The organism is Aeromonas enteropelogenes, assembly GCF_000819845.1.
Lineage (GTDB): Bacteria > Pseudomonadota > Gammaproteobacteria > Enterobacterales > Aeromonadaceae > Aeromonas > Aeromonas enteropelogenes.
Genome location: NZ_CDCG01000037.1, coordinates 75,618 through 94,825, shown reverse-complemented (window position 1 = coordinate 94,825; position 19,208 = coordinate 75,618). Strand labels below are relative to the sequence as shown.

The 19,208-nt window shown below is 57.3% G+C and carries 20 protein-coding genes and 1 other RNA gene; 11 read left to right on the top strand and 10 right to left on the bottom strand.

Translation table 11 applies throughout. From position 1 onward, the window contains the following. Window positions 1-25: 25 nt before the first annotated feature. On the bottom strand, window positions 26-466 hold the full coding sequence (locus BN1123_RS21430) for a hypothetical protein (RefSeq protein WP_152952585.1): 441 nt from the start codon (window positions 464-466) through the stop codon (window positions 26-28). A 167-nt stretch (window positions 467-633) separates the two neighbouring features. Further along, the gene (locus BN1123_RS13190; protein WP_042027489.1) at window positions 634-1,074 is read right to left on the bottom strand and encodes a hypothetical protein; all 441 of its coding nucleotides are present in this window, start codon (window positions 1,072-1,074) and stop codon (window positions 634-636) included. 183 nt (window positions 1,075-1,257) lie between these two features. Between BN1123_RS13190 and BN1123_RS13185 the strand changes: the two genes are divergently transcribed. The 4 genes from BN1123_RS13185 (at window position 1,258) to BN1123_RS21910 (ending at window position 2,713) form a co-directional block, all read left to right on the top strand. Then, entirely contained in the window at window positions 1,258-1,440 is a 183-nt protein-coding gene (locus BN1123_RS13185) for a hypothetical protein (RefSeq protein WP_042027487.1), read from the top strand. A 78-nt stretch (window positions 1,441-1,518) separates the two neighbouring features. Then, window positions 1,519-2,340, top strand: a complete 822-nt coding sequence (locus tag BN1123_RS20455) for a phage antirepressor N-terminal domain-containing protein (protein WP_052449260.1) — start codon at window positions 1,519-1,521, stop codon at window positions 2,338-2,340. Continuing rightward, window positions 2,337-2,585, top strand: coding sequence for a hypothetical protein (locus BN1123_RS13170; protein WP_042027486.1), 249 nt, complete (start codon window positions 2,337-2,339; stop codon window positions 2,583-2,585). The genes BN1123_RS20455 and BN1123_RS13170 overlap by 4 nt, the downstream gene beginning before the upstream one ends. Then, a complete protein-coding gene (locus BN1123_RS21910) occupies window positions 2,582-2,713 on the top strand; it encodes a hypothetical protein (protein ID WP_257520022.1) in 132 nt (43 codons plus the stop codon). The genes BN1123_RS13170 and BN1123_RS21910 overlap by 4 nt, the downstream gene beginning before the upstream one ends. Window positions 2,714-3,172: 459 nt before the next feature. Here the strand turns inward: BN1123_RS21910 and ssrA are convergent. Next, window positions 3,173-3,532, bottom strand: a transfer-messenger RNA (tmRNA) gene (gene ssrA / locus BN1123_RS20970). A 179-nt stretch (window positions 3,533-3,711) separates the two neighbouring features. Continuing rightward, window positions 3,712-4,200, bottom strand: coding sequence for an SsrA-binding protein SmpB (gene smpB / locus BN1123_RS13165; protein ID WP_026455809.1), 489 nt, complete (start codon window positions 4,198-4,200; stop codon window positions 3,712-3,714). A 169-nt stretch (window positions 4,201-4,369) separates the two neighbouring features. On the opposite strand from smpB, the gene BN1123_RS13160 reads away from it, so the two are divergent. After that, window positions 4,370-4,804, top strand: coding sequence for an SRPBCC family protein (locus BN1123_RS13160; RefSeq protein WP_026455810.1), 435 nt, complete (start codon window positions 4,370-4,372; stop codon window positions 4,802-4,804). Then, window positions 4,797-5,156 (top strand): RnfH family protein, encoded by a 360-nt coding sequence (locus tag BN1123_RS13155; RefSeq protein WP_026455811.1) that lies wholly within the window; start codon window positions 4,797-4,799, stop codon window positions 5,154-5,156. The genes BN1123_RS13160 and BN1123_RS13155 overlap by 8 nt, the downstream gene beginning before the upstream one ends. Before the next feature lie 92 nt (window positions 5,157-5,248). On the opposite strand, the gene BN1123_RS13150 is transcribed toward BN1123_RS13155, so the two are convergent. Together BN1123_RS13150 and fadE are read right to left on the bottom strand one after the other, a co-directional pair. After that, window positions 5,249-6,523, bottom strand: a complete 1,275-nt coding sequence (locus BN1123_RS13150; protein WP_042027485.1) for an amidohydrolase — start codon at window positions 6,521-6,523, stop codon at window positions 5,249-5,251. A 144-nt stretch (window positions 6,524-6,667) separates the two neighbouring features. Next, complete coding sequence (gene fadE, locus BN1123_RS13145) at window positions 6,668-9,124, bottom strand: acyl-CoA dehydrogenase FadE (RefSeq protein ID WP_042028173.1); 2,457 nt, start codon at window positions 9,122-9,124, stop codon at window positions 6,668-6,670. Between the two features lie 257 nt (window positions 9,125-9,381). Between fadE and lpcA the strand changes: the two genes are divergently transcribed. From lpcA to BN1123_RS13130, 3 genes are all read left to right on the top strand, one after another. Further along, entirely contained in the window at window positions 9,382-9,960 is a 579-nt protein-coding gene (lpcA, locus tag BN1123_RS13140; RefSeq protein ID WP_026455813.1) for a D-sedoheptulose 7-phosphate isomerase, read from the top strand. A 131-nt stretch (window positions 9,961-10,091) separates the two neighbouring features. After that, window positions 10,092-10,883: a class II glutamine amidotransferase gene (locus tag BN1123_RS13135; RefSeq protein ID WP_026455814.1), complete on the top strand. Its 792-nt coding sequence runs from the start codon at window positions 10,092-10,094 to the stop codon at window positions 10,881-10,883. 306 nt (window positions 10,884-11,189) lie between these two features. Continuing rightward, entirely contained in the window at window positions 11,190-11,525 is a 336-nt protein-coding gene (locus BN1123_RS13130; RefSeq protein ID WP_026455815.1) for an Hpt domain-containing protein, read from the top strand. 34 nt (window positions 11,526-11,559) lie between these two features. Here BN1123_RS13130 and BN1123_RS13125 read toward each other — a convergent pair whose 3' ends face one another. Further along, window positions 11,560-12,474 (bottom strand): gluconeogenesis factor YvcK family protein, encoded by a 915-nt coding sequence (locus BN1123_RS13125; protein WP_042027483.1) that lies wholly within the window; start codon window positions 12,472-12,474, stop codon window positions 11,560-11,562. A gap of 113 nt (window positions 12,475-12,587) precedes the next feature. Between BN1123_RS13125 and BN1123_RS13120 the strand changes: the two genes are divergently transcribed. Together BN1123_RS13120 and BN1123_RS13115 are read left to right on the top strand one after the other, a co-directional pair. Beyond that, window positions 12,588-13,793, top strand: a complete 1,206-nt coding sequence (locus BN1123_RS13120) for an FIST signal transduction protein (RefSeq protein WP_042027482.1) — start codon at window positions 12,588-12,590, stop codon at window positions 13,791-13,793. Further along, window positions 13,790-15,886 carry an ATP-binding protein gene (locus BN1123_RS13115; RefSeq protein ID WP_042027480.1) on the top strand — a complete coding sequence of 699 codons (2,097 nt, stop codon included), beginning with the start codon at window positions 13,790-13,792 and terminating at the stop codon, window positions 15,884-15,886. Before BN1123_RS13120 ends, BN1123_RS13115 begins: the two co-directional genes overlap by 4 nt. 236 nt (window positions 15,887-16,122) lie before the next feature. Here BN1123_RS13115 and BN1123_RS13110 read toward each other — a convergent pair whose 3' ends face one another. From BN1123_RS13110 to narQ, 3 genes are all read right to left on the bottom strand, one after another. Beyond that, entirely contained in the window at window positions 16,123-16,698 is a 576-nt protein-coding gene (locus BN1123_RS13110; protein ID WP_026455820.1) for an LON peptidase substrate-binding domain-containing protein, read from the bottom strand. A 104-nt stretch (window positions 16,699-16,802) separates the two neighbouring features. Then, window positions 16,803-17,441 (bottom strand): two-component system response regulator NarL, encoded by a 639-nt coding sequence (gene narL / locus BN1123_RS13105; RefSeq protein WP_026455821.1) that lies wholly within the window; start codon window positions 17,439-17,441, stop codon window positions 16,803-16,805. Continuing rightward, complete coding sequence (gene narQ, locus BN1123_RS13100; protein WP_042027478.1) at window positions 17,441-19,153, bottom strand: nitrate/nitrite two-component system sensor histidine kinase NarQ; 1,713 nt, start codon at window positions 19,151-19,153, stop codon at window positions 17,441-17,443. The genes narL and narQ overlap by 1 nt, the downstream gene beginning before the upstream one ends. Window positions 19,154-19,208 lie beyond the last annotated feature (55 nt).

The window sequence follows — 19,208 nt, the reverse complement described above, 5'->3', positions numbered from 1 at the left end:
AATCGGCTGTATAATAGAAAATTGTTCAAAGCTTATCTTCACAAATAGCTCTTAGAATAGAAGGGTTGATTGAATTTGCAACGGATTTATTTGAAGAAAGATAGCCGATAATGTTGTTGCCTTGAACAAGCATTGGTGGGTTTATTGACATTGAATTGAATGGAGAATACATTCCAAACTTTCCGCCAAAACTACCATACTCATTCCAGATTGAGCTTGAAGAATATTTGCTTCCGTAGTCACCGTAATCATTAAATATTGATTTGCTATTAAACTTGTTATCTATAACACCTAGGAACGTATTGCTACTATCTTGGGCAAGTACATACGCACCACGAACTATGTTGCAAATGTCTGACGAATTTGCTGCACTTGACCATGCAAGAAGGAAAAACAAAGTAAAGGCTAATTTTATACTATTCATTTGTCTACCCATTTGAACGCTACGCATTAAAATGATTAACATTTTCACCTATTAAAAAATACTTTACTTGTGCCTAGCTACAATAAAAAACATGGCAAGCATACGAAAACGTATCAATCGACACAGATATCATATCATGCTCTATCTGTGGACTAAGACATTGAGGTGCATCAAGTTTATAGTCCCTCCACAATAAGATGTTTGTCACTTCATAAGACGGAGTATGGCTTGATTGCTCTACTGAGTCGATGTTGTTCGACGTGCTCTAACAGATTATCCCACTCTTCCTGCAAGGTTGAATACATCAACTGACCATTGGTGCTCCAAAGATCTGGGGATGCTTTGATGGTTTCCCAGATCCTGAGCTCGTCGTAATCCAGAAGGTCGGGTCGCGCCAGAGCGAGATTAGCCAAGCGAATGGACTCATCGGTTGACCATAGCCCATCAATCACCTCTAAGAAGTTTTCACCTCGTTCGGTATCGAAGATGGCTTCGGTACCAGCACGCTCGACCGCCCACTCTATCACCCCAGTGATGGTGCGTTTCTGCTGCCTGGCGAGTAGATCAATCAGATACTTAGAACGTGGGTCTAGCCTCAATGAAAGGTTTACGCTTGTTGTGTTCTTCTTAGTTTTTTTCTCGATAGCCATAATTGGTCCTAATGTGCTGATTGGGATAGGAATCAGCATTTTTCAATGGTTGCAAGTATTTACCATGCAGCGCAGGAGAGTCAAAGCACATCGTTTCACATATGGTATTGAAAAATCATTGCATGAGGTGATTTGTTGGATTATCTTCATCATGTCGAAACGACAACCAAGAGAGGAACGAAGATGGCGAGCGAGAAGAAAAAACCAATACAGATACGCATGACTCCAGCCATGATCACGGAGTACAGCGAGAATGCAGACCAACATTTCAGGACACTGGCAGCAGAGGTGATGTACAGACTGGCAGTCCTGGATGCACTGGTAAAGAGGGGAGAGGTAAATCTGAATGAGTTTAAGTTTCAGTAGGAAAAGTTCGACCCAAGCTGCGCCAACAGCTCGGGTCGAGAGATGTAAACCAAGCACGCAAATGATTGGAGTTACTATATGACTATACAACAACAGTATCAGCAAACCAAAGTTATTGGCAGGGCCGCGAATCAGTCCATGGTCGTGCCGTTCCGTGGCGACAACCTCTATCTGGTCGATCACCAAGGCGAACCCTATGTTCCAATGAAGCCGGTGGTTGAGGGGATGGGGCTGGCTTGGCAGGGCCAGCATGCGAAGCTGACAACCAAGTTCAGCAAAGGTATCAAGGAAATCGTGATACCTTCAGCCGGTGGCAATCAGACCATGACCTGCCTTCCACTCCGCAAGCTGCCGGCCTGGCTCTACTCGGTTCAGCCAGGCAAGGTCTCCCCCGAGATCCGCGAGAAGGTGGTGGCCTATCAGGAAGAGTGCGACGAAGTGCTGTGGCAGTACTGGACCACCGGTAAGGCCGATCGCCAATCCGTCAGGAAGGCTGCCAAGTCCTACTTGCCGGAATACCGTCAGGCACGGGCGATCAAGATGACCGCAGATGCCATTACGGTGGCGCTCTCGGTCATGCCCAACCTGAGCCAGGAGGCAAGGCAAACTGCGATGGCGACGGCCGTCAACACGGTGGTTGGTGACAACATCCTTCCTCTTCCGGTGCTGACAGAGCGTTACTACACCGCCGGAGAGGTGGGTGAGCGGTTTGGTATCAGCGCCAACAAGGTGGGCCGCATCGCCAACGAGCACAACCTGAAAACCGAGCGATACGGGAAGTTCTTCTTGGACAAATCCCGCAGCTCGACCAAGCAGGTGGAGACTTTCCGCTACAACGAGGCGGGGGCTGAGGCGGTTGGCGTCATCATCACTGCGCTGGAAGTTGGGGGTGCGGCATGAGCGACAGCAATGTGGTTCCATTCCCGTCTGGCGGAGAGCCAACCAACGAAACGATTGAGTATCTTCTTGAGATTGAAGGGCTTCTTGAAGATGCAAAGTTGTTGACGTCAGAGTGTGCCATTGCCACCGCTGATGAGCGCAGCGAGGGGTGCAGGTCGATGGCAAACAGCAAAATCGATGAAGCTCTCATTCATATAGAGTGCTGGATCAGCGAGGAGAGATTTAGCCTGGGAGGTCTGCAATGAGTGCCGCCCAACTACAGGTTGAGTTGAATGCCCTGCTGGGGGAGCTGGAGGTTATCGACCTCTGCCCCCAGGAACGCCGGGCGCTTGTTGACAGGATCCAGCGCATGATGCCTGACAAAGCTGACTGATACTGATGGGGCTGCGGCCCCATTTTTAATACCCAAATCAGTCCGAAAATGATAAATTCAAGAGATGCACTGTATGGGTATACAGTATTTCACAGTCGAGAGACTGGGAGAGCAAGGGGGAAATCGGATGGAATCACTACTAAGCGAACTGGAAGAGTTTGTTGAGACGCTGGACCTGGCGCCTGAGGAGGAGAGCAAGATCGCGCGCATTCTGAAAAAAACTACGCGATGAAGCCACCGTGTCAGCGTGATGCGGAAGGATTCGGATTGGCCCGCCACTGTGCGGGCTTTTCTATGCCTGGATGGCAGAAAAGAAAAAAGCCTGCATTTCTGCAGGCTTTCTTGCTCTTGGATCACCAGTGGATCATTTCGATTCCAGTTTTGGGCCAGTCACTGTCGCCTTGTTTGTGCTAAGTGGCTGTTTTTTCTGGGTTTGTCCTGTCGGTGTCCTAGTTAAATTGGTGGAGCTGGGGGGATTTGAACCCCCGTCCAAAATTACTACATCCTTGGCACTACATGCTTAGTCACTCTTTACATTCGCCAACCCGCTGCGGAGAGACACGCCACGAATTGACTAGCTCGATTGGTTTTAATGCTTCCGCCCCGAGCAGGACTTCCACACGATCCTGTGAAGGATGACCTTCCGATTCCCTAGGACACAGGCAAGCTAGGGTAGAAGGGCTCTGCGCAGGTTATTAAGCTGCCAGTGCGTAGTTTTCGTCGTTTGCGACTATTTTTTTGCGGTTTATTAACGAGGCCTACCGCACCTCGGCATGCACCTTGGGTTTCGTGAATCTTGTCGAATCCAGAATCAGCCCCAAGTTGTTAAGAGGGATTGTACGCAAAAATGCTGCCATGGCAAGGCGTTGATGGCCATTCCCGCGGGGAGCCGCTCCGTTTGCCGATTTATTGTGCGCAAGCAGGGGGGAGAGGGTAAGCGGTAGGCCAGAAAAGAAAAAGTCCGGGCTTGGAGCCCGGACCTTGCAGCATCAAGCGGATTAGCCGCGATTTTTGTTCTTCATGATGCGGGCTTTTTCCCGATCCCATTCGCGGGCCTTGGTATCTTCGCGCTTGTCGTGCTCTTTCTTGCCTTTTACCAGACCGATCTCGACCTTGACCCAGCACTGTTTCCAGTAGAGGGCGAGCGGCACTATGGTGTAGCCCTGACGGGCGATCAGGCTCTCGAGCTTGTCGAGTTCACGCCGGCTCAGCAGCAGCTTGCGGGTACGGGTCGGGTCACACACCACGTGGCTGGAGGCAGCCTGCAGTGGCAGGAAGCTGGAGCCGAACAGGTAGGCCTCGCCATCGCGGAAGATGACATAGGCTTCGCTGATGTTGGCCTTGCCCGCCCGCAGGGATTTGACTTCCCACCCTTGCAGGGACAGACCCGCTTCGATCTTCTCTTCAATGAAGTATTCGTGGCGCGCGGTTCTGTTGAGTGCAATGGTGCTGGACCCGGCTTTGTTTTTACTGTTTTTTTTGCTCATGACGGGCGATTTCCGGCAATGACTAGGAGGCTCGTATTATACGTAGGCGAGGGCGGCTGTAAAACGTGCAGCGGCTCGAGTGGCGGCTTAATGAGCAGTTTGACCGAGGTTTTACCTCCACAAGCCGGAACATGATGATAAAATCGCGGCGATTGGATGAGGAAAAGCCATGCCCCGTATTACTCGCAGTGCCCTGGTGATGTTCAGTGCAGAACAGATGTTCAAGTTGGTTAACGATGTGGATGCCTATCCGCAATTTTTGCCCGGTTGCGTCGGCAGTCGCGTGCACGAGGCCGGCGATGACTACATGATGGCCTCGGTGGATGTGGCCAAGGCGGGCATTGCCAAGACTTTTACCACCCGCAATCAGCTGGACATGAACCGCCAGATCAGGATGGAGCTGGTGGATGGCCCGTTTCGCAAGCTGGCGGGCTGGTGGACCTTCACTCCGCTGGATGTGGATGCCTGCAAGGTGGAGTTCGATCTCGATTTCGAATTTACCTCCAAGCTGATCGAGGTGGCCTTCGGTCAGGTGTTCCGCGATCTGGTGAGTTCCATGGTCGCCGCCTTCTCCAACCGGGCGAAGGAGGTTTACGGTGTCTGAGCAGCTCACCATAGAGGTGGTCTACGCCTTGCCGCAGCAGCAGACGGTGATTGAGCTGAGGGTTGCGCCAGAGACCTGCGTGCTGGATGCCATCGAGCAGTCCGGTATCGTGCAAAAGCACCCGGAGATCGATCTGGCAGTCAACAAGTTCGGTATCTACAGCCGCCCGGTCAAGGGGAGTGATCCCCTGCAGGACGGGGATCGCATCGAGATCTATCGTCCGCTCATCGCCGATCCGCGCGAGATGCGCAAGAAACGGGCCGAGAAGGCCAAAGAGGAAGGTCGGGCCGATGCGGTGACCGGCGGTCGCCCCAACACCAATCGCAAGCGGGGCGATGGCGAGTCGCACTAGTGAGTCGCTCCGGGATCCATTGCGATGCATTCGTCAAAAAGGCGCCTTGGGCGCCTTTTTTGATCCTGCGATATAGCCTTTTACCGTGCTGGTCAGCGCGCCGCCGCTGGCTGTGTGCTTTGACGGGAGAGCACCCAGGCGGCCAGCAGATCGACCCCGCTTTGCATCACCCGCTCATCGAAATCGAAGGCATTGTGATGGTGCGGCGCCGCGAGATCGGCTCCGAGCACCAGGTAGGCGGCTTCGCCTCCCTGTTTTTGTACCCGCTCCATCAGGAAACCTGCATCCTCGCTGGCGCCGAAGCGGCGAGTCTGGATGGTGGCGAGCCCCTGCTGGCGGGCCAGGGCGGTCAGTTCGGCCTGCAGGGTGGGGCTGTTGTCCAGCGCAATGGCCTCGCCCTGTTTGATGATCTGGTAGGTGACCCCGTGGGCCATGGCCACCCCTTCGACGATGCGTTGCACCTGGCCGAACATGTAGTTGTTGAGAGCGCTGTCGGCGCCGCGGGTCTCGCCGCGCAGTTCGGCATGATCGGGGATCACGTTGCGGCCGCTGCCGCCGTTGAGCTGGCCGATATTGATGCGGGTCATGCCATCCCGGTGGCGGGGAATGGCGAGCATGGCGCTGGTGGCCATGCAGGCGGCGGCCAGTGCGTTGCAACCGGCGTTGGGCTCAAGACCTGCGTGGGCCGCCGTACCCATGAAGTGCACATCGAACTTGGTGGAGCAGAGAAACTCGGTGGGGTTGATCACCAGCTCGCCGCTGCTGGCGTGGATACCGATATGCAGGGAGAGCAGGGCATCCACGTCATCGAGCGCCCCGCCGGCCGCCAGCGCCTTGCCGCCGCGACACCCCTCTTCGGCCGGCTGGAAGAAGAGCTTGATGCGCCCCCCCAACTGCTCTTTCATCGCCATCAACCGGCTGGCCAGCCCCATGCCAATGGCGGTGTGGCCATCGTGGGCGCAGGCGTGCATCCACCCCTTGTTGTGGGAGGCAAACCCTTCCCGCTGCGGTTGATGCTGCTCGTCGCCGGACTCTTCCACTTCCACCGCATCGATGTCAAAGCGAAAGGCGAGCGTCGGGCCGGGACGGCCGGTGTCCAGCTCCCCCATCAGACCGGTAAAGTCACCGATGCGATCCAGCCAGTCGGGATGCGCCCCCTGGCGGCGGGCGCGGGCCTTCTCGGCTGCCACGTCCAGATCCCGCCCCATCACCAGATTGCTGGCCAGCAGCTTGTCACCGAGCACGATGTGATAGCCGAGTCCGCTCAGGTGGTGGGCGATCAGGCTGGTGGTGCGGAACTCTTTCCAGGCGGCTTCCGGCAGGCGGTGCAGATCGCGGCGCCACTGGATCAGGTGCTCAAGGCTCATCTCGGCTTCCTTGTGTGTTTGAACTGCCGGCTATTGTGCCCTTTTTTGTGATCAAGAACAGAGGGGAGGCGGCTGGCGCTTTGTCGCTACCGTACAGAATAAAAAACGCCTCCCGGTGGGAGGCGTCATTGGCAGAGCGGCGACTCAGGCCGCGTGATGGTAGGCGGAGGCTTCAAACAGCTGCTTGTTGGCCACCAGATCGATGGGGTCGAAATCATCGACGTTGATGGTGCGCAGGCGGCTCACTTCGGCGCGGCGCAGCAGGTCGGCCTCGCTCTGGTTCAGCACGCCGGCAGCCAGTCCGATGTCGGCTACCTTGTCCAGCGCCAGGAAGGGACGCTTGATGCCATCGGCCTTGCACACCTTGTCAAACAGCGGTTCGGCGGCCAGCACGTCATCGAGTGCCTGCTCCAGCAGGCCGAAGGGGTTGCCCTCCTCGCGGGTGAGGTATTGTCCCTTGGCCAGGCGGCTGCGGGTTTCGCTCGGCGTTTGCAGCAGGCGGGCTACCTGGTTGTCCAGCTTGTCGCTCGGGCGCTTCATGTCGCGACCCAGCGGCAGCACGATGACGCGCAGAGCCAATCCAATCCAGCGGTTCGGGAAGTTGCGCAGCAGCTCGTCGATCGCCTCCTGTGCCTTGAACAGGGCATCTTGCAGCGCCCAGTGCAGCAGCGGCAGGTCGGCCTGTTGGCGTCCTTCGTCCTGATAGCGCTTGAGGGCGCTGGAGGCCAGATAGAGCTGGCTCAGCACGTCGCCGAGACGGGCGGAGACCCGCTCCTTGCGCTTGAGCTCGCCCCCCAGGGTGCCCATCGCCATGTCCGACAGGAACGCCAGATTGGCGGAGAGGCGGGAGAGCTGCTGATAATAGCGCTTGGTCTGATCCCCATAGGGGGCGGCGGCGAAGCGGGCACCGGTGAGACCCAGCCAGAAGCTGCGCACCAGGTTGCTGATGGCAAAGCCGACGTGGCTGAACACCGCCTTGTCGAAGTCTTTCAGGGCCTGCTCCTGATCCGGGTGGCTGGCTGCCAGCATTTCGGGCAGCACGTAGGGGTGGCAGCGGATGGCGCCCTGGCCGTAGATGATCATGCTGCGGGTCAGGATATTGGCTCCCTCGACGGTTACCGCGATAGGCGCTCCCTGATAGCCGCGGGCCAGATAGTTGTTGGGACCCATGCAGATGGCTTTGCCGCCGTGAATGTCCATGGCATCGATGATGCACTTCTGGGCACGGTCGGTGAGGTGGTACTTGACGATGGCGGAGATGACCGAGGGCTTCTCGCCAAGGTCGATGCCGGTCACGGTCAGGTTGGCCGCGGCGCCCATGATATAGGCGTTGCCGCCGATGCGGGCCAGCGGTTCTTCAATGCCTTCCATCTTGCCGATGGGCAGCTTGAACTGGCGACGGATGCGGCTGTAGGCGCCACTCGCCAGGGCCAGCATCTTGACGCCGCCGGTGCTGTTGGAGGGTAGGGTGATGCCGCGACCGACCGAGAGGCACTCCACCAGCATGCGCCAACCCTGTCCGGCCATGGCCGGGCCGCCGATGATGAAATCGAGGGGGACGAAGACGTCCTTGCCCTGGGTCGGGCCGTTCTGGAACGGCACGTTGAGCGGGAAGTGGCGACGGCCGATGCCGACTCCCTTGATGTGGGTCGGGATCAGGGCGCAGGTGATGCCGAGCTCCTCTTCCTCCCCCAGCAGATGCTCCGGGTCACGCAGCTTGAAGGCGAGCCCCAGCACGGTGGCGATGGGGGCAAGCGTAATGTAGCGCTTGTTCCAGGTCAGGCGCATGCCGAGCACCTCTTCCCCTTCCCACTCGCCCTTAGCGATGATGCCAAAATCGGGGATGGAACCCGCATCCGAACCCGCTTCCGGGCTGGTCAGGGCGAAGCAGGGGATCTCCTTGCCGACCGCCAGACGAGGCAGGTAGTAATCCTTCTGCTCATCGGTGCCATAGTGTTGCAGCAGTTCGCCCGGGCCCAGGGAGTTGGGCACGCCGACGGTGGAGGCGAGCACGGCGCTGGCGCCGCACAGCTTTTGCAGCACGCAGGACTGGGCGTAGGCGGAGAACTCCAGGCCACCGTACTTCTTCTTGATGATCATGGCGAAGAACTTGTTGTCCTTCAGGTATTGCCACACCTCGGGAGAGAGATCGGCCCGCTCGTGGGTTACCTCCCAGTCGCTGACCATGCGGCACACCTCTTCCACCGGACCGTCCAGGAAGGCCTGCTCTTCTGCCGACAGGGTGCTGACCGGGATGGCGTGCAGCTTCTTCCAGTCCGGATTGCCGGCAAACAGGTCGGCTTCCCACCAGGTAGTGCCCGCTTCGATGGCTTCTTTTTCAGTGCGGGACATCTCTGGCATGATGGATTTGTAGAGCTTGAACAGCGGCTTGGTCAGCTGGTTTCGGCGAAATTCCACCAGGTTGAGGGGGATGGCAACCACGGCAAACAGGGCCCATACCAGCAAGGGCACATGACCGTAGAGGGCCCCGATGATAAGGGCGGCGAAGGTTACCAGGGTCGAGATGAACAGGGATGCCCGGCGATAGGCCAGGGCTCCGATAACCAGGATCACCCCGAGCAGAGTGAGGGTCGTCGTCATTGCTTGCTCCTTGCGTGATAGGTTGCCAATGTGGCGTAACTGATCCAGAGGTCTGACCTGTTTGGTCTGGCCCTTGTTGTAATTCATACGCACAAAGTTATCAAGTTGTTTACAAGCTCATTACCTTGCGACTGTGATCCCCGTAACGTGGCAGGCCAGCCTGTGGCGCGACCTGCCGAGGGAGGGGGCGACGACGGGATTGCCTTGTGCGAGAATAGCGGCGACTTACACGCACACTAAAAAGTGGAAGAGACATCATGTACCAAGAATTGATCCGCAATGAACTGACCGAAGCCGCCAGCGTGCTGCAAGCCTTCCTGGCCGATGAGCAGAATCTGAAGAATATCGAGGCGGCCGCCAAGCTGCTGGCTGACTCCTTCAAAGAGGAAGGCAAGGTACTCTCCTGTGGTAACGGTGGCTCCCACTGCGACGCCATGCACTTTGCCGAGGAGCTGACCGGCCGCTATCGCGAGAACCGTCCGGGTTATGCCGGCATCGCCATCTCGGATCCTAGCCACCTCTCCTGCGTCTCCAACGACTTTGGCTATGACTTCGTCTTCTCCCGCTACGTCGAGGCTGTCGGCCGCCGTGGTGACGTGCTGCTCGGCATCTCTACCAGCGGCAACTCCGGCAACATCCTCAAGGCCATCGAGGCGGCTCGTGCCAAGGGCATGAAGGTGATCGCCTTAACCGGCAAGGATGGTGGCAAGATGGCAGGTCTGGCCGATGTGGAGATCCGCGTTCCACACTTCGGTTATGCCGACCGCATTCAGGAAGTGCACATCAAAGTGATCCACATCCTGATCCAGCTGGTCGAAAAAGAGATGGCCAAGTAAGTGATAGTGACGCCGGGCAGGAGTGTGCCTGTCCGGCATCGCCAATCTGGACAAGCGGCTTGATGCAAAGGCTATGCTTTTCTGCCAAGTCAGCCAGATGAACAAGTAGTCAAGGAAGGAGTGGTCCAGATATGTGCGAACTGCTCGGCATGAGCGCCAATGTGCCGACCGATATCTGCTTCAGTTTTACTGGCCTGATGCTGCGCGGTGGCAAGACGGGTCCCCACAAGGATGGCTGGGGGATCACCTTCTATGAGGGGAAGGGGTTTCGTACTTTCAAGGATCCCGAGCCCAGTGCCCACTCTCCCATCGCCAGGCTGGTACAGGCGCTGCCCATCAAGAGCTGCGCCGTGGTCAGTCATATCCGCCAGGCCAACCGGGGCTGCGTGTCGCTGGAAAATACTCACCCGTTTACCCGCGAGCTGTGGGGGCGGTACTGGACCTTTGCCCACAACGGTCAGCTGACCGGCTACAAGAGGCTGGCCACCGGGCGGCACAGGCCGGTGGGGGATACCGACAGCGAACACGCCTTCTGCTGGCTGCTCGACAGGCTGGAGCAGAAGTATCCGAGGCGACCGGCCAACTTCCCCGCCATGTTTCGCTACCTCGCTACCCTATGTGACGAGCTACGGGCATTCGGGGTGTTCAACATGCTGCTCTCGGACGGGGAGTATGTGATGACCTTTTGCTCCAACAATCTGCACTGGTTGACCCGGCGTGCCCCCTTTGGTGAAGCGAGTCTGCTGGATGAAGAGGTCGTGATCGATTTTCATAGTGAGACGACCCCCAATGACGTGGTGACCATCATCACGACTCGTCCGCTGACTGGGAATGAACACTGGGTCAAGATGGAACCTGGTGAGTTTAACCTGTTCCGGCTGGGTGAGCGTATCGCCAGCAATCACGACGAGATCGGCCAATAAAAAAATACCAGGGTAGATACCTACCCTGGTTCTTCGCAGCAGCCATAAAGGGCAAAAGGGATGAGAGGTGTTGCTGAGCATCATCACTCTGATGATGCTTAGTGTTACTTGAATGTTAATTTGTTGCAATGATGTTATTTTGCATTGCTGTCAAAGCGTGTTGATATTTTGAGCCCGATCACGTTTTTCGTCTTTTGGGCTGGATGTTGAAGCAGTTTGCCGGTCTCAGGTGAGCTGTCCGGGCGTCCGTGGCCCGAAAACTATCTATAGTATGGTCTGTTTGAATACCATTTTGAGAGGCCTCGCATGGAGTGGGTGGATCGCAAGGTGTTGCAACAGCTGGCTGACGATATCGGTCAGGAGATGTTGCCGGTCGTGATAACCGTGTTTATCGAAGAGGTGGGGGAGCAGCTGAGTCAGCTCAGGCCACTTTATGAACAACAGGATTGGGAGGCGCTGGCCAGGGTGGCGCACAGCATGAAATCCTCCTGCGGCAGCTATGGTGCCCTGACGAGCTATCAGCAGGTGATGGCGCTGGAGCTGGCGTGCAAGCAGGCCGATGGTGACGAGGCTGCGCGTCAGCTGCAGCAACTCGAACACTCTCTGCCACAGGTGTTGGCCTTTCTGGCCGATTACCACTGAAAACCGGCCACTGCCACACGGCAGTGGCGGCGTCTTAACGCTGGTTGAGCAGGTGCCCTATGGTCTTGTCCAGCGCCAGCTTCAGTTTCAGCCGGTCATGGCGATGGGGCAATGCCGTCTCGCCCAGATCGGCTTCGATCAGGCGACCTTGCCATGTTTCCCCTTCCCCTGCGCCAAAGGGAGCCAGAATGGCATCAATTTGGCCATGTCCGATCCTGGATTCCAGCCAGCGGCACTGGCTGGCCAGATCCAGCTGACCGGCAGGCCCTTTCTCCGCGACCAGGTTGCAAATGAACACCACCATGGCATTGCTTTCGTTGATGGCCTGGGCGATCTCCGCCAGCAGCAGCGGCGGCATGATGGAGGTGAGAAAACTGCCTGGGCCCAGGATGATCATGTCAGCCTGCTGCAGCGCCTGTACCGCTTCGCGGGTAGCCTGCACTTCCGGCATCAGGCTCAAGGAGAGGGGGGGAGTGGCCAGCTGATCGATGGAGACCTCCCCCAGGATCTGGTTGCCGCACTCCATATGGGCACAGAGATCGGTGGGTAATTCGGACATGGGTAACAATTGTGATTCAATTTTGAGCATGTCACTGATGAGCTTTATAGCATCCAGAGGGCGGACACAAAGGTTGTCCAGTGCCAGCAGCATCAGGTTGCCAAGATTGTGCCCTGCCAGTTCGCCACGGCCGGCGAAGCGGTACTCAAACAGCAGGCTGCCGATACTGGGATCGGTGACCAGCTGGTTCAGGCAGTTGCGCAGATCCCCCCAGGCGATGCAATCCTGGCTCTTGCGCAGACGGCCGGTTGAGCCGCCATCATCCGTGGTGGTGACGATACCGGTCAGCCGCTGACCGAGGAAGGAGAGGGCGGAGAGCACCCGGCCCATACCGTGGCCACCACCGATGGCAACGACCCGATCGAAGTCATTGATGTTTTTTTGCCACATGAGGGCATCCTGTCACTGGGGTTGATAGAAGGTTATGTTAGCAAGGAATATGAGCTAATTACTTGATAAGGGTATGACTTTTGCTTGCGACATGAATCCGATAACGCAAGGAGATGGTGTTGAACTTTCTGACCGTTCACTCTCTTGAGGAAAATTCCCTGCTGGCGGCTCAAGATATCTGCGCGCGGCTTCATCACCATGCCATGCAGGCGCCTTCCCTGTTGCTGGTCTATTTTACCCAGGCCCATGATGCTGCGGTACTGCGTGAGCAGCTTGGGCGTCAATTTCCGACGACCCCCTTGCTGGGGTGCAGCTCCTGCGGTGGCGTGATGACCGAAATGGGACATCATGTCAGGCAGGAGCATGGCGTGGCAGTGGCTGCTTTTTATGATGAGAAAGGGGCTTACGGCGTTGCCGGCGCCGAGGGGGAACCTGTGGATGTGCGTCTGTTGCTGCGCCGGGCCATGCTCGAGTGCGGCCGCCCGGGCGAACTGCCCCAGCTTGTTCTGGTTCATGCCAGCCCGGGCCAGGAGGAGGAGGTGCTGGCCTCTATCGAAGCTGAGTTTGGTCACTCGGTGCCTGTGGTCGGTGGCTCGGCGGCGGACAACAAGGTGAGCGGCGACTGGCAGCTCTGCTGGAGTGAAGGGCAGAGCAAGCAGGGGGTGGTGTTGGCGGTGCTCTATCCTGACTGTCAGCTGGCCTTCCAGTTTCACTCCGGTTATGTACCTGCCGAGAGCCACGGAGCCATCACTTCCTGTGATGGGCGCGAAGTGTTGACGATCGAGCATGAGCCCGCTGCAGAGGTGTATGCCCGCTGGTGTGGCCGGCAGCAATCCTGGCCAGTGGGCCCCATCCTGCACGAAAGCACCCTGACTCCTCTGGCTCGTCAGGTGGGTACCCTGGATGGCGTCCCTTACTACAAGCTTTCCCATCCCGAAGCCGTGACGGAGCGAGGTGGGCTGCGGCTTTTCACCGACGTGACTGTGGGCGAGCGCCTGTGGTTGATGTACAGCAGTCAGGAAGGGCTGTTGCAGCGCAGCCTCAGCGCCATCCGGATCGATCCCGAGTACGGTGTCGATGCCAGATTGCAGCCCGTCGGGGCGCTGATCATCTTCTGTGCTGGTTGCCGTCTGGCGCTGGGTGATATGCTGTATCAGTTTGTGGAGCAGAGCCAGGCCCGGCTTGGCCAGATTCCTTTCATCACCCCCTTTACCTTCGGGGAGCAGGGGCGGCTGCCCCATGGCGAGCTGGCTCATGGCAACCTGATGGTATCGAGCGTGATCTTTCTGACCAATGACACAGGACAGGCGACAAGATGATGGAGAGCGGTGAACTGGAGGCGCTGGGCGAAAAGTTGCAAACCGCTCTGGTCGATCTTACCCGTTGCCGTGAACGTGAAGCCAGGTATCGTGACGAGTCCCACACTCTGCTCAAAGGGGTAGAGACCCTGGCTGATGCCAAGACCCTAGAACGGGTACTGGAGAGTCTGATCGAGGTACTGAGACCCTTCATCGGTTTTGAACACGCGGATGTGGTGGCCTGGGAGGGAGAACAGGGCATTACCCACCTGAGCAGCGAGACGGGAGAGCAGGGGCGCTTCTGGTCAATGACGCCGGCGTTTGCCAGGGCCATCGCCGGCGAAACCCTGGTGATCTACGATCCCTCCCTGCTGCCCGAGCTGGCGCCTCTGGCCTGTGAGCCTGGCTGGGCCAGCCTGCTCTTGACCGGATTGCAGGCCCCGGGTTTTACCGCCATCCTCATCTGTCGCCATTCCCAGGCAGGCACCTTCGATCTTACCAGCAAGGCCGCGATGCAACGCTGTCGTCCGCTCATCGCCCAGGCGCTGGTCAATATCACCTACCGTGCCCGTTTGCAGGAGCAGGTCGCCGCCAAAACCGAGGCATTGCAGGCCAGTGAGCGTCGTTTTCGCAGCTTTGCCGCCATGGCTTCCGACTGGTTCTGGGAAACCGATGCCGAGCATCGCCTCAGTTTTGCCTCCGAACCGGGTTACATGGAGGAGTTCATTACCCCTTCTTCCCAACCAACCTTGCATGACTATCTCTACAACAAGCAGAGTCCGGAATCCCAGGGCTATCTGCGGCTGCTTGAGCAGCGGGCGCCACTGCGGGCGGCACGGGTTCTGGTGGCCTTGCAGGACAGAGCCTGCTGGATGGAGGTGAACGCGGAACCCTACATGGATCAGAACGGCCACTTCCTCGGCTATCGCGGGACGGCACGGGATATCAGCAACCAGATCAAGCGGGAAGAGGAGCTGGCCAGGGCTCGTGATGAGGCGGAAGCCGCCAACCGGGCAAAATCCCAGTTCCTGGCCATGATGACCCACGAGATCCGTTCTCCCATGAATGCGGTGCTGGGCATGCTCGATCTGTTGCTGCATGCCGAATTGTCTAGCGATCAGCAGGCGCTGCTGCGCCATGCCACCCATTCTGCCCGTCTGCTGCAAACCATCATTGACGATGTGCTCGATTTCTCGAAAATCGAGTCCCAGACCTTGTTGCTGCAGTGCGAAAGTCTGCAACCTGTCGGGTTGTGTCAATCGATCATCGAACCCTTGCTACCCCGGGCGAAGGCCAGTGGCATCGAACTGTTGTGCCAGGTAGACGAGGCGGTGCCACAGACGTTGCAGGGGGATCCGATGCGATTGTCGCAAGTGATCGGCAACCTGCTGGACAATGCCCTCAAGTTTACCGAGCAGGGCCGGATCGTTTTGCGGCTGGAGTGGCATGACGAGATGTTGAGGGTGTCCGTGACCGATACCGGGCTTGGTATTGCTGCGGCCGATCAGACCCTGCTGTTCAAACCCTTCTCTCAGGTCGACAACTCGGCGACGCGCCGCTTCTCCGGCGCTGGGCTCGGGCTTGCCATCAGCAAACGTCTGGTGGCATTGATGGGAGGGGAGATATGGCTGGAGAGCGAGCCTGGCAAGGGGAGTTGTTTCTGGTTTGATCTCCCCGGCATGGCCCAGCCCTGTCATTGTCAACCGGTACGGGAAGAGAGTGCCCAGACTTTGCTGCCACTGGATGTGCTGGTGGTGGAAGACAGCCCGGTCAACCAGCTGGTGGTCTCCCTGATGCTGCAAAAACTGGTCAGCAAGGTGCGCCTGGCCGCCAATGGCCTGGATGCACTGACACTGGTGGAAGAGCAGCTGCCGGATCTGATCCTGATGGATATGCGCATGCCCGAGATGGATGGGCTGGAAGCCACCAGGCGACTGCGTGCGCAAGGGGTGACCATCCCCATAGTCGCGCTGACGGCCAATGCGATGGCAGAGGACAAGGCGAGCTGTCTGGCGCAGGGGATGGATGATTTTCTGGCCAAGCCGATCACCCTGGCGAGGCTGCGGGAGTGCCTGGCGCGTCATTTCAGCCAGCGATTGCCGGAGCGCGGATAAAAAAATGGTCAACTTGTTAGGTTGACCAGTTCTTCAGCAAATACTGAAGAGAGCACGGGATAAATCGGGTTGTATTAAACTGTATGAAAAATCTGTGCCAACTTTTAATGACTCTTTTTGTGTTCAATTCGGCCGATTAGCGCAACGGCTCTCTCTTTTTCGTCTCCCTGTCTTTTGCAAAATGCGAATAATGAATTTTCATTGTCGGAATAATTGCATTTTGCAAAGGTTTTTTATCACTGCGAAATCAGGCGATGCAGAAATTGACGAGCCGCTTCGCTGTTTTGTTTGGCAATCAGCATCTGCTTTTCATAAATCGGCATCGGCAGGATCTCGAGCCAGCGCTGGCAAAGCCAGGAGGCATCTTCAAACCGTTTCTCGGGATAGAGTTCATCCAGTTCCGGATACTGCTCGAAGACCTCCCGCAGGCGATTCACCAGCAACTTGTCGTTGAAGTCCGAATGGATGCTGGGCCAGTTGGGCAGCATTTCTACTTTTGCCCGACGCAAACCGCTCGGATCCGTCTCCATCTCATGGATGCAGAAGCGTTCCAGACCGAGTACGGTGACGCCCAGCAATCCGTCGTTCAGGGTGTAGAAATCGGTGACCTTGACCCGGGTGCCGACAGGCAGGATCCGGCCGGATTGTCCCGAGGTGGTCGACTCTTCCATCACGATGCCGAAGCCCTGATCGTTGATGAACGATTCCTTGAGCATCTGCAGATGATGGGACTCGAACAGACGCAGAGGCAGCTTGCCGCCCGGAAGTATGTGGGAAGGCAGGGGGAACAGGGCCAAAGGTTGAATTTTCATGTTCCATCCTCCATTGAGTAGTTGCTGGATAAGACAATGCAGCGACTGTGCCAGAGAATGAAAAAAGCCACCGGAAGGTGGCTTTTAGAGGGAAGGGAAGGCGCTTAGTTGCGCTGCTCCAGATACATGACGGCCGCTTCTACGCGGCTTTGCGCCTCGAGTTTCTTCAGCAGGCTCTTCACATGCACCTTGACCGTGCCTTCAGAGATATGGAGGACGGAAGCTACCTGTTTGTTGGAGAGTCCCTTTGCAATTTCGCGCAGGATTTGCATTTCGCGACGCGTGAGGCTTTCGAGTTTCTGCTGCAGGTGATCCAGCTCGTAGATGTTCTCGAGGTAGGGACGCAGCGGCTCGCTCAGGATCTGCTTGCCGGTCATCACGTCGGCCAGCTGGGCCAGCAGCAGGTCGGGTTCGGTATCCTTGAGCAGGTAACCATCGGCGCCGGCCTTGAGCAGGGCCACCACGTCTTGGCGGGCATCGGAGACGGTCAGAATAACTACCCGCGAGGTGATCTCCTCGGCACGCAACGCCTTGAGGGTGTCGAGGCCGGATAGCCCTTTCATGTTGAGATCAAGCAGGATCAGATCCGGTTCGGATTCTTTGGCAAGGGCCACGGCATCGGTACCATTGGAAGCTTCGCCGGTGACATCCATGTTCTCTTCCAGAGCCAGCAACTGCACAATCCCTTTGCGCATGAGGGGATGGTCATCTACGACCAGAACACTGTATTTCATCACGTCCATCAAGCGTCTCTCGTTAGACTGGTGGGAAAAGTCAGATGCACCCGGGTGCCTTGTGGCTGCAGTTCACTGATGGTCAGCAGGCCATGCAGCTTGCTGGCGCGCTCGTTCATAATGCTCAAACCGTAGTGGTTGATCGCTGAGCTGGCGAGACCAATACCGACACCGTCATCTGAAATTTGAACCTCAATATTACCATCTGCGAGGGTCTGACAGCTAACATCAATCACTTGTGCATGGGCATGTTTGATGGCATTGAGCACTGCCTCACGGATCAGCTGCAGGATATGAATATGTTGGCCAGCCTCCAGATCCGTGTCGGACAGACCATAATGAAGCCGGATCTCTGCCGTGGTCTGGGGCTGCAGTTGTTCCAGCATGACCCGGATGGCTTCACCCAGATTGGCATCTCCTATGGTCAGGCGGAAGGTGCCGAGCAGTTCGCGCAGTTGGGTATAGGCGTTGCTGAGCCCTTCGTCGATCTGCTGCATCGCCTCCAGTGCTTTCTCCTGCTGGCCCTTGGCATGGGAGCGCTTGAGCAGGGTGGACTGGATCTTGAGGTAGGAGAGGGCCTGGGCCAGCGAGTCGTGCAGTTCGCGGGCGATGACGGCGCGCTCTTCCATCAATAGCAATCTTTGCTGTTGCAGCAGGGTCTGATCCTTGTGCAGCACCTGGGCCAGCAACATGGTGAAGTTCTTGATGAGGCGTTCGTCGATGGGATGCTGACTGATGATATCGAGCCGGCCAAACTCCTGCTCATCCATCTGCAGATAGAAGCTGGCTACCGCGTCGAGATCCCCGGGCCAGCCGGTGCGACCGGAAAGGTAAACCGGCATGACGTTGTTCTCGAAACGGGTCAGGCGGATGTAATCGATATGCTGGTGGGCCGCGGCGCGATCCAGCAGCTTGATAAGCGTGCGGGTACTGAGCGGGGCCGTGTGCAGCTTCTGGGCAGTGCTGTAGAGAAACGAGAGGGTGTCGTTGGCCTGCTGCAGCTTGGCCGTTTTCTCCTCGACCTTGTTCTCCAGCTCCCGATAGAGCTTGCCAAGTTCGTCCGCCATGGTGCCAAAGGCCCGTGACAGCTCGCCCAGTTCATTGTCGCGATGGGCTGGCAGGATCAGATCAAACTCCTGGCGCTGGATCTGGCGGGCGCAATAAACCAGCTGATTGAGGGGGGCCACTACCTGTTGGCGGGTAAAGCGCACCGTGAACCAGGCGATGGTAATGATGGAGAGCAACCCCAACCCTTCGGCTAGTGCCAGCATGCGTACCTTGAACTCCACGTGGTATTGCATCTGGTTGACGAAATTGTCGATGGCCGCCACAAATTTTTCGGTGTTGTCGGTATATCGTCTGGGAGTCCGATCTTCGATATGTTGGCGCATCTCATCCCACTGGCTGACCACCTCGCCATAGGTGCGGCGCAGGGAGGCCGGAGTGATCCAGCGCTGGGTCTCCTGCAACTCCCTGGCATGGAGCGTCTCTTCGAACTGGTTGAGGCGTCCCAGTACGCTCTCACCCTGCTCGATTTCGTAGGCCATTCGGTAGGCCTGCATCCGCAGGGAGCCGGACAGGTTGATCGCCTTGGCGTCGGGTACCGAATAGAACAGGGTGACCATGGCGACCAGCGCGATCAGACTGGCCATGAAGAGGATCAAAATCATGGATCGGCCGATGGCACTGCTGACCGAGCGGACCCTGAACCGTTTTTGCATGATGCCAAAAGTCTCCGGAATGTGTGGATTACCTCTTTAGTTGCGTGGGAGTGTA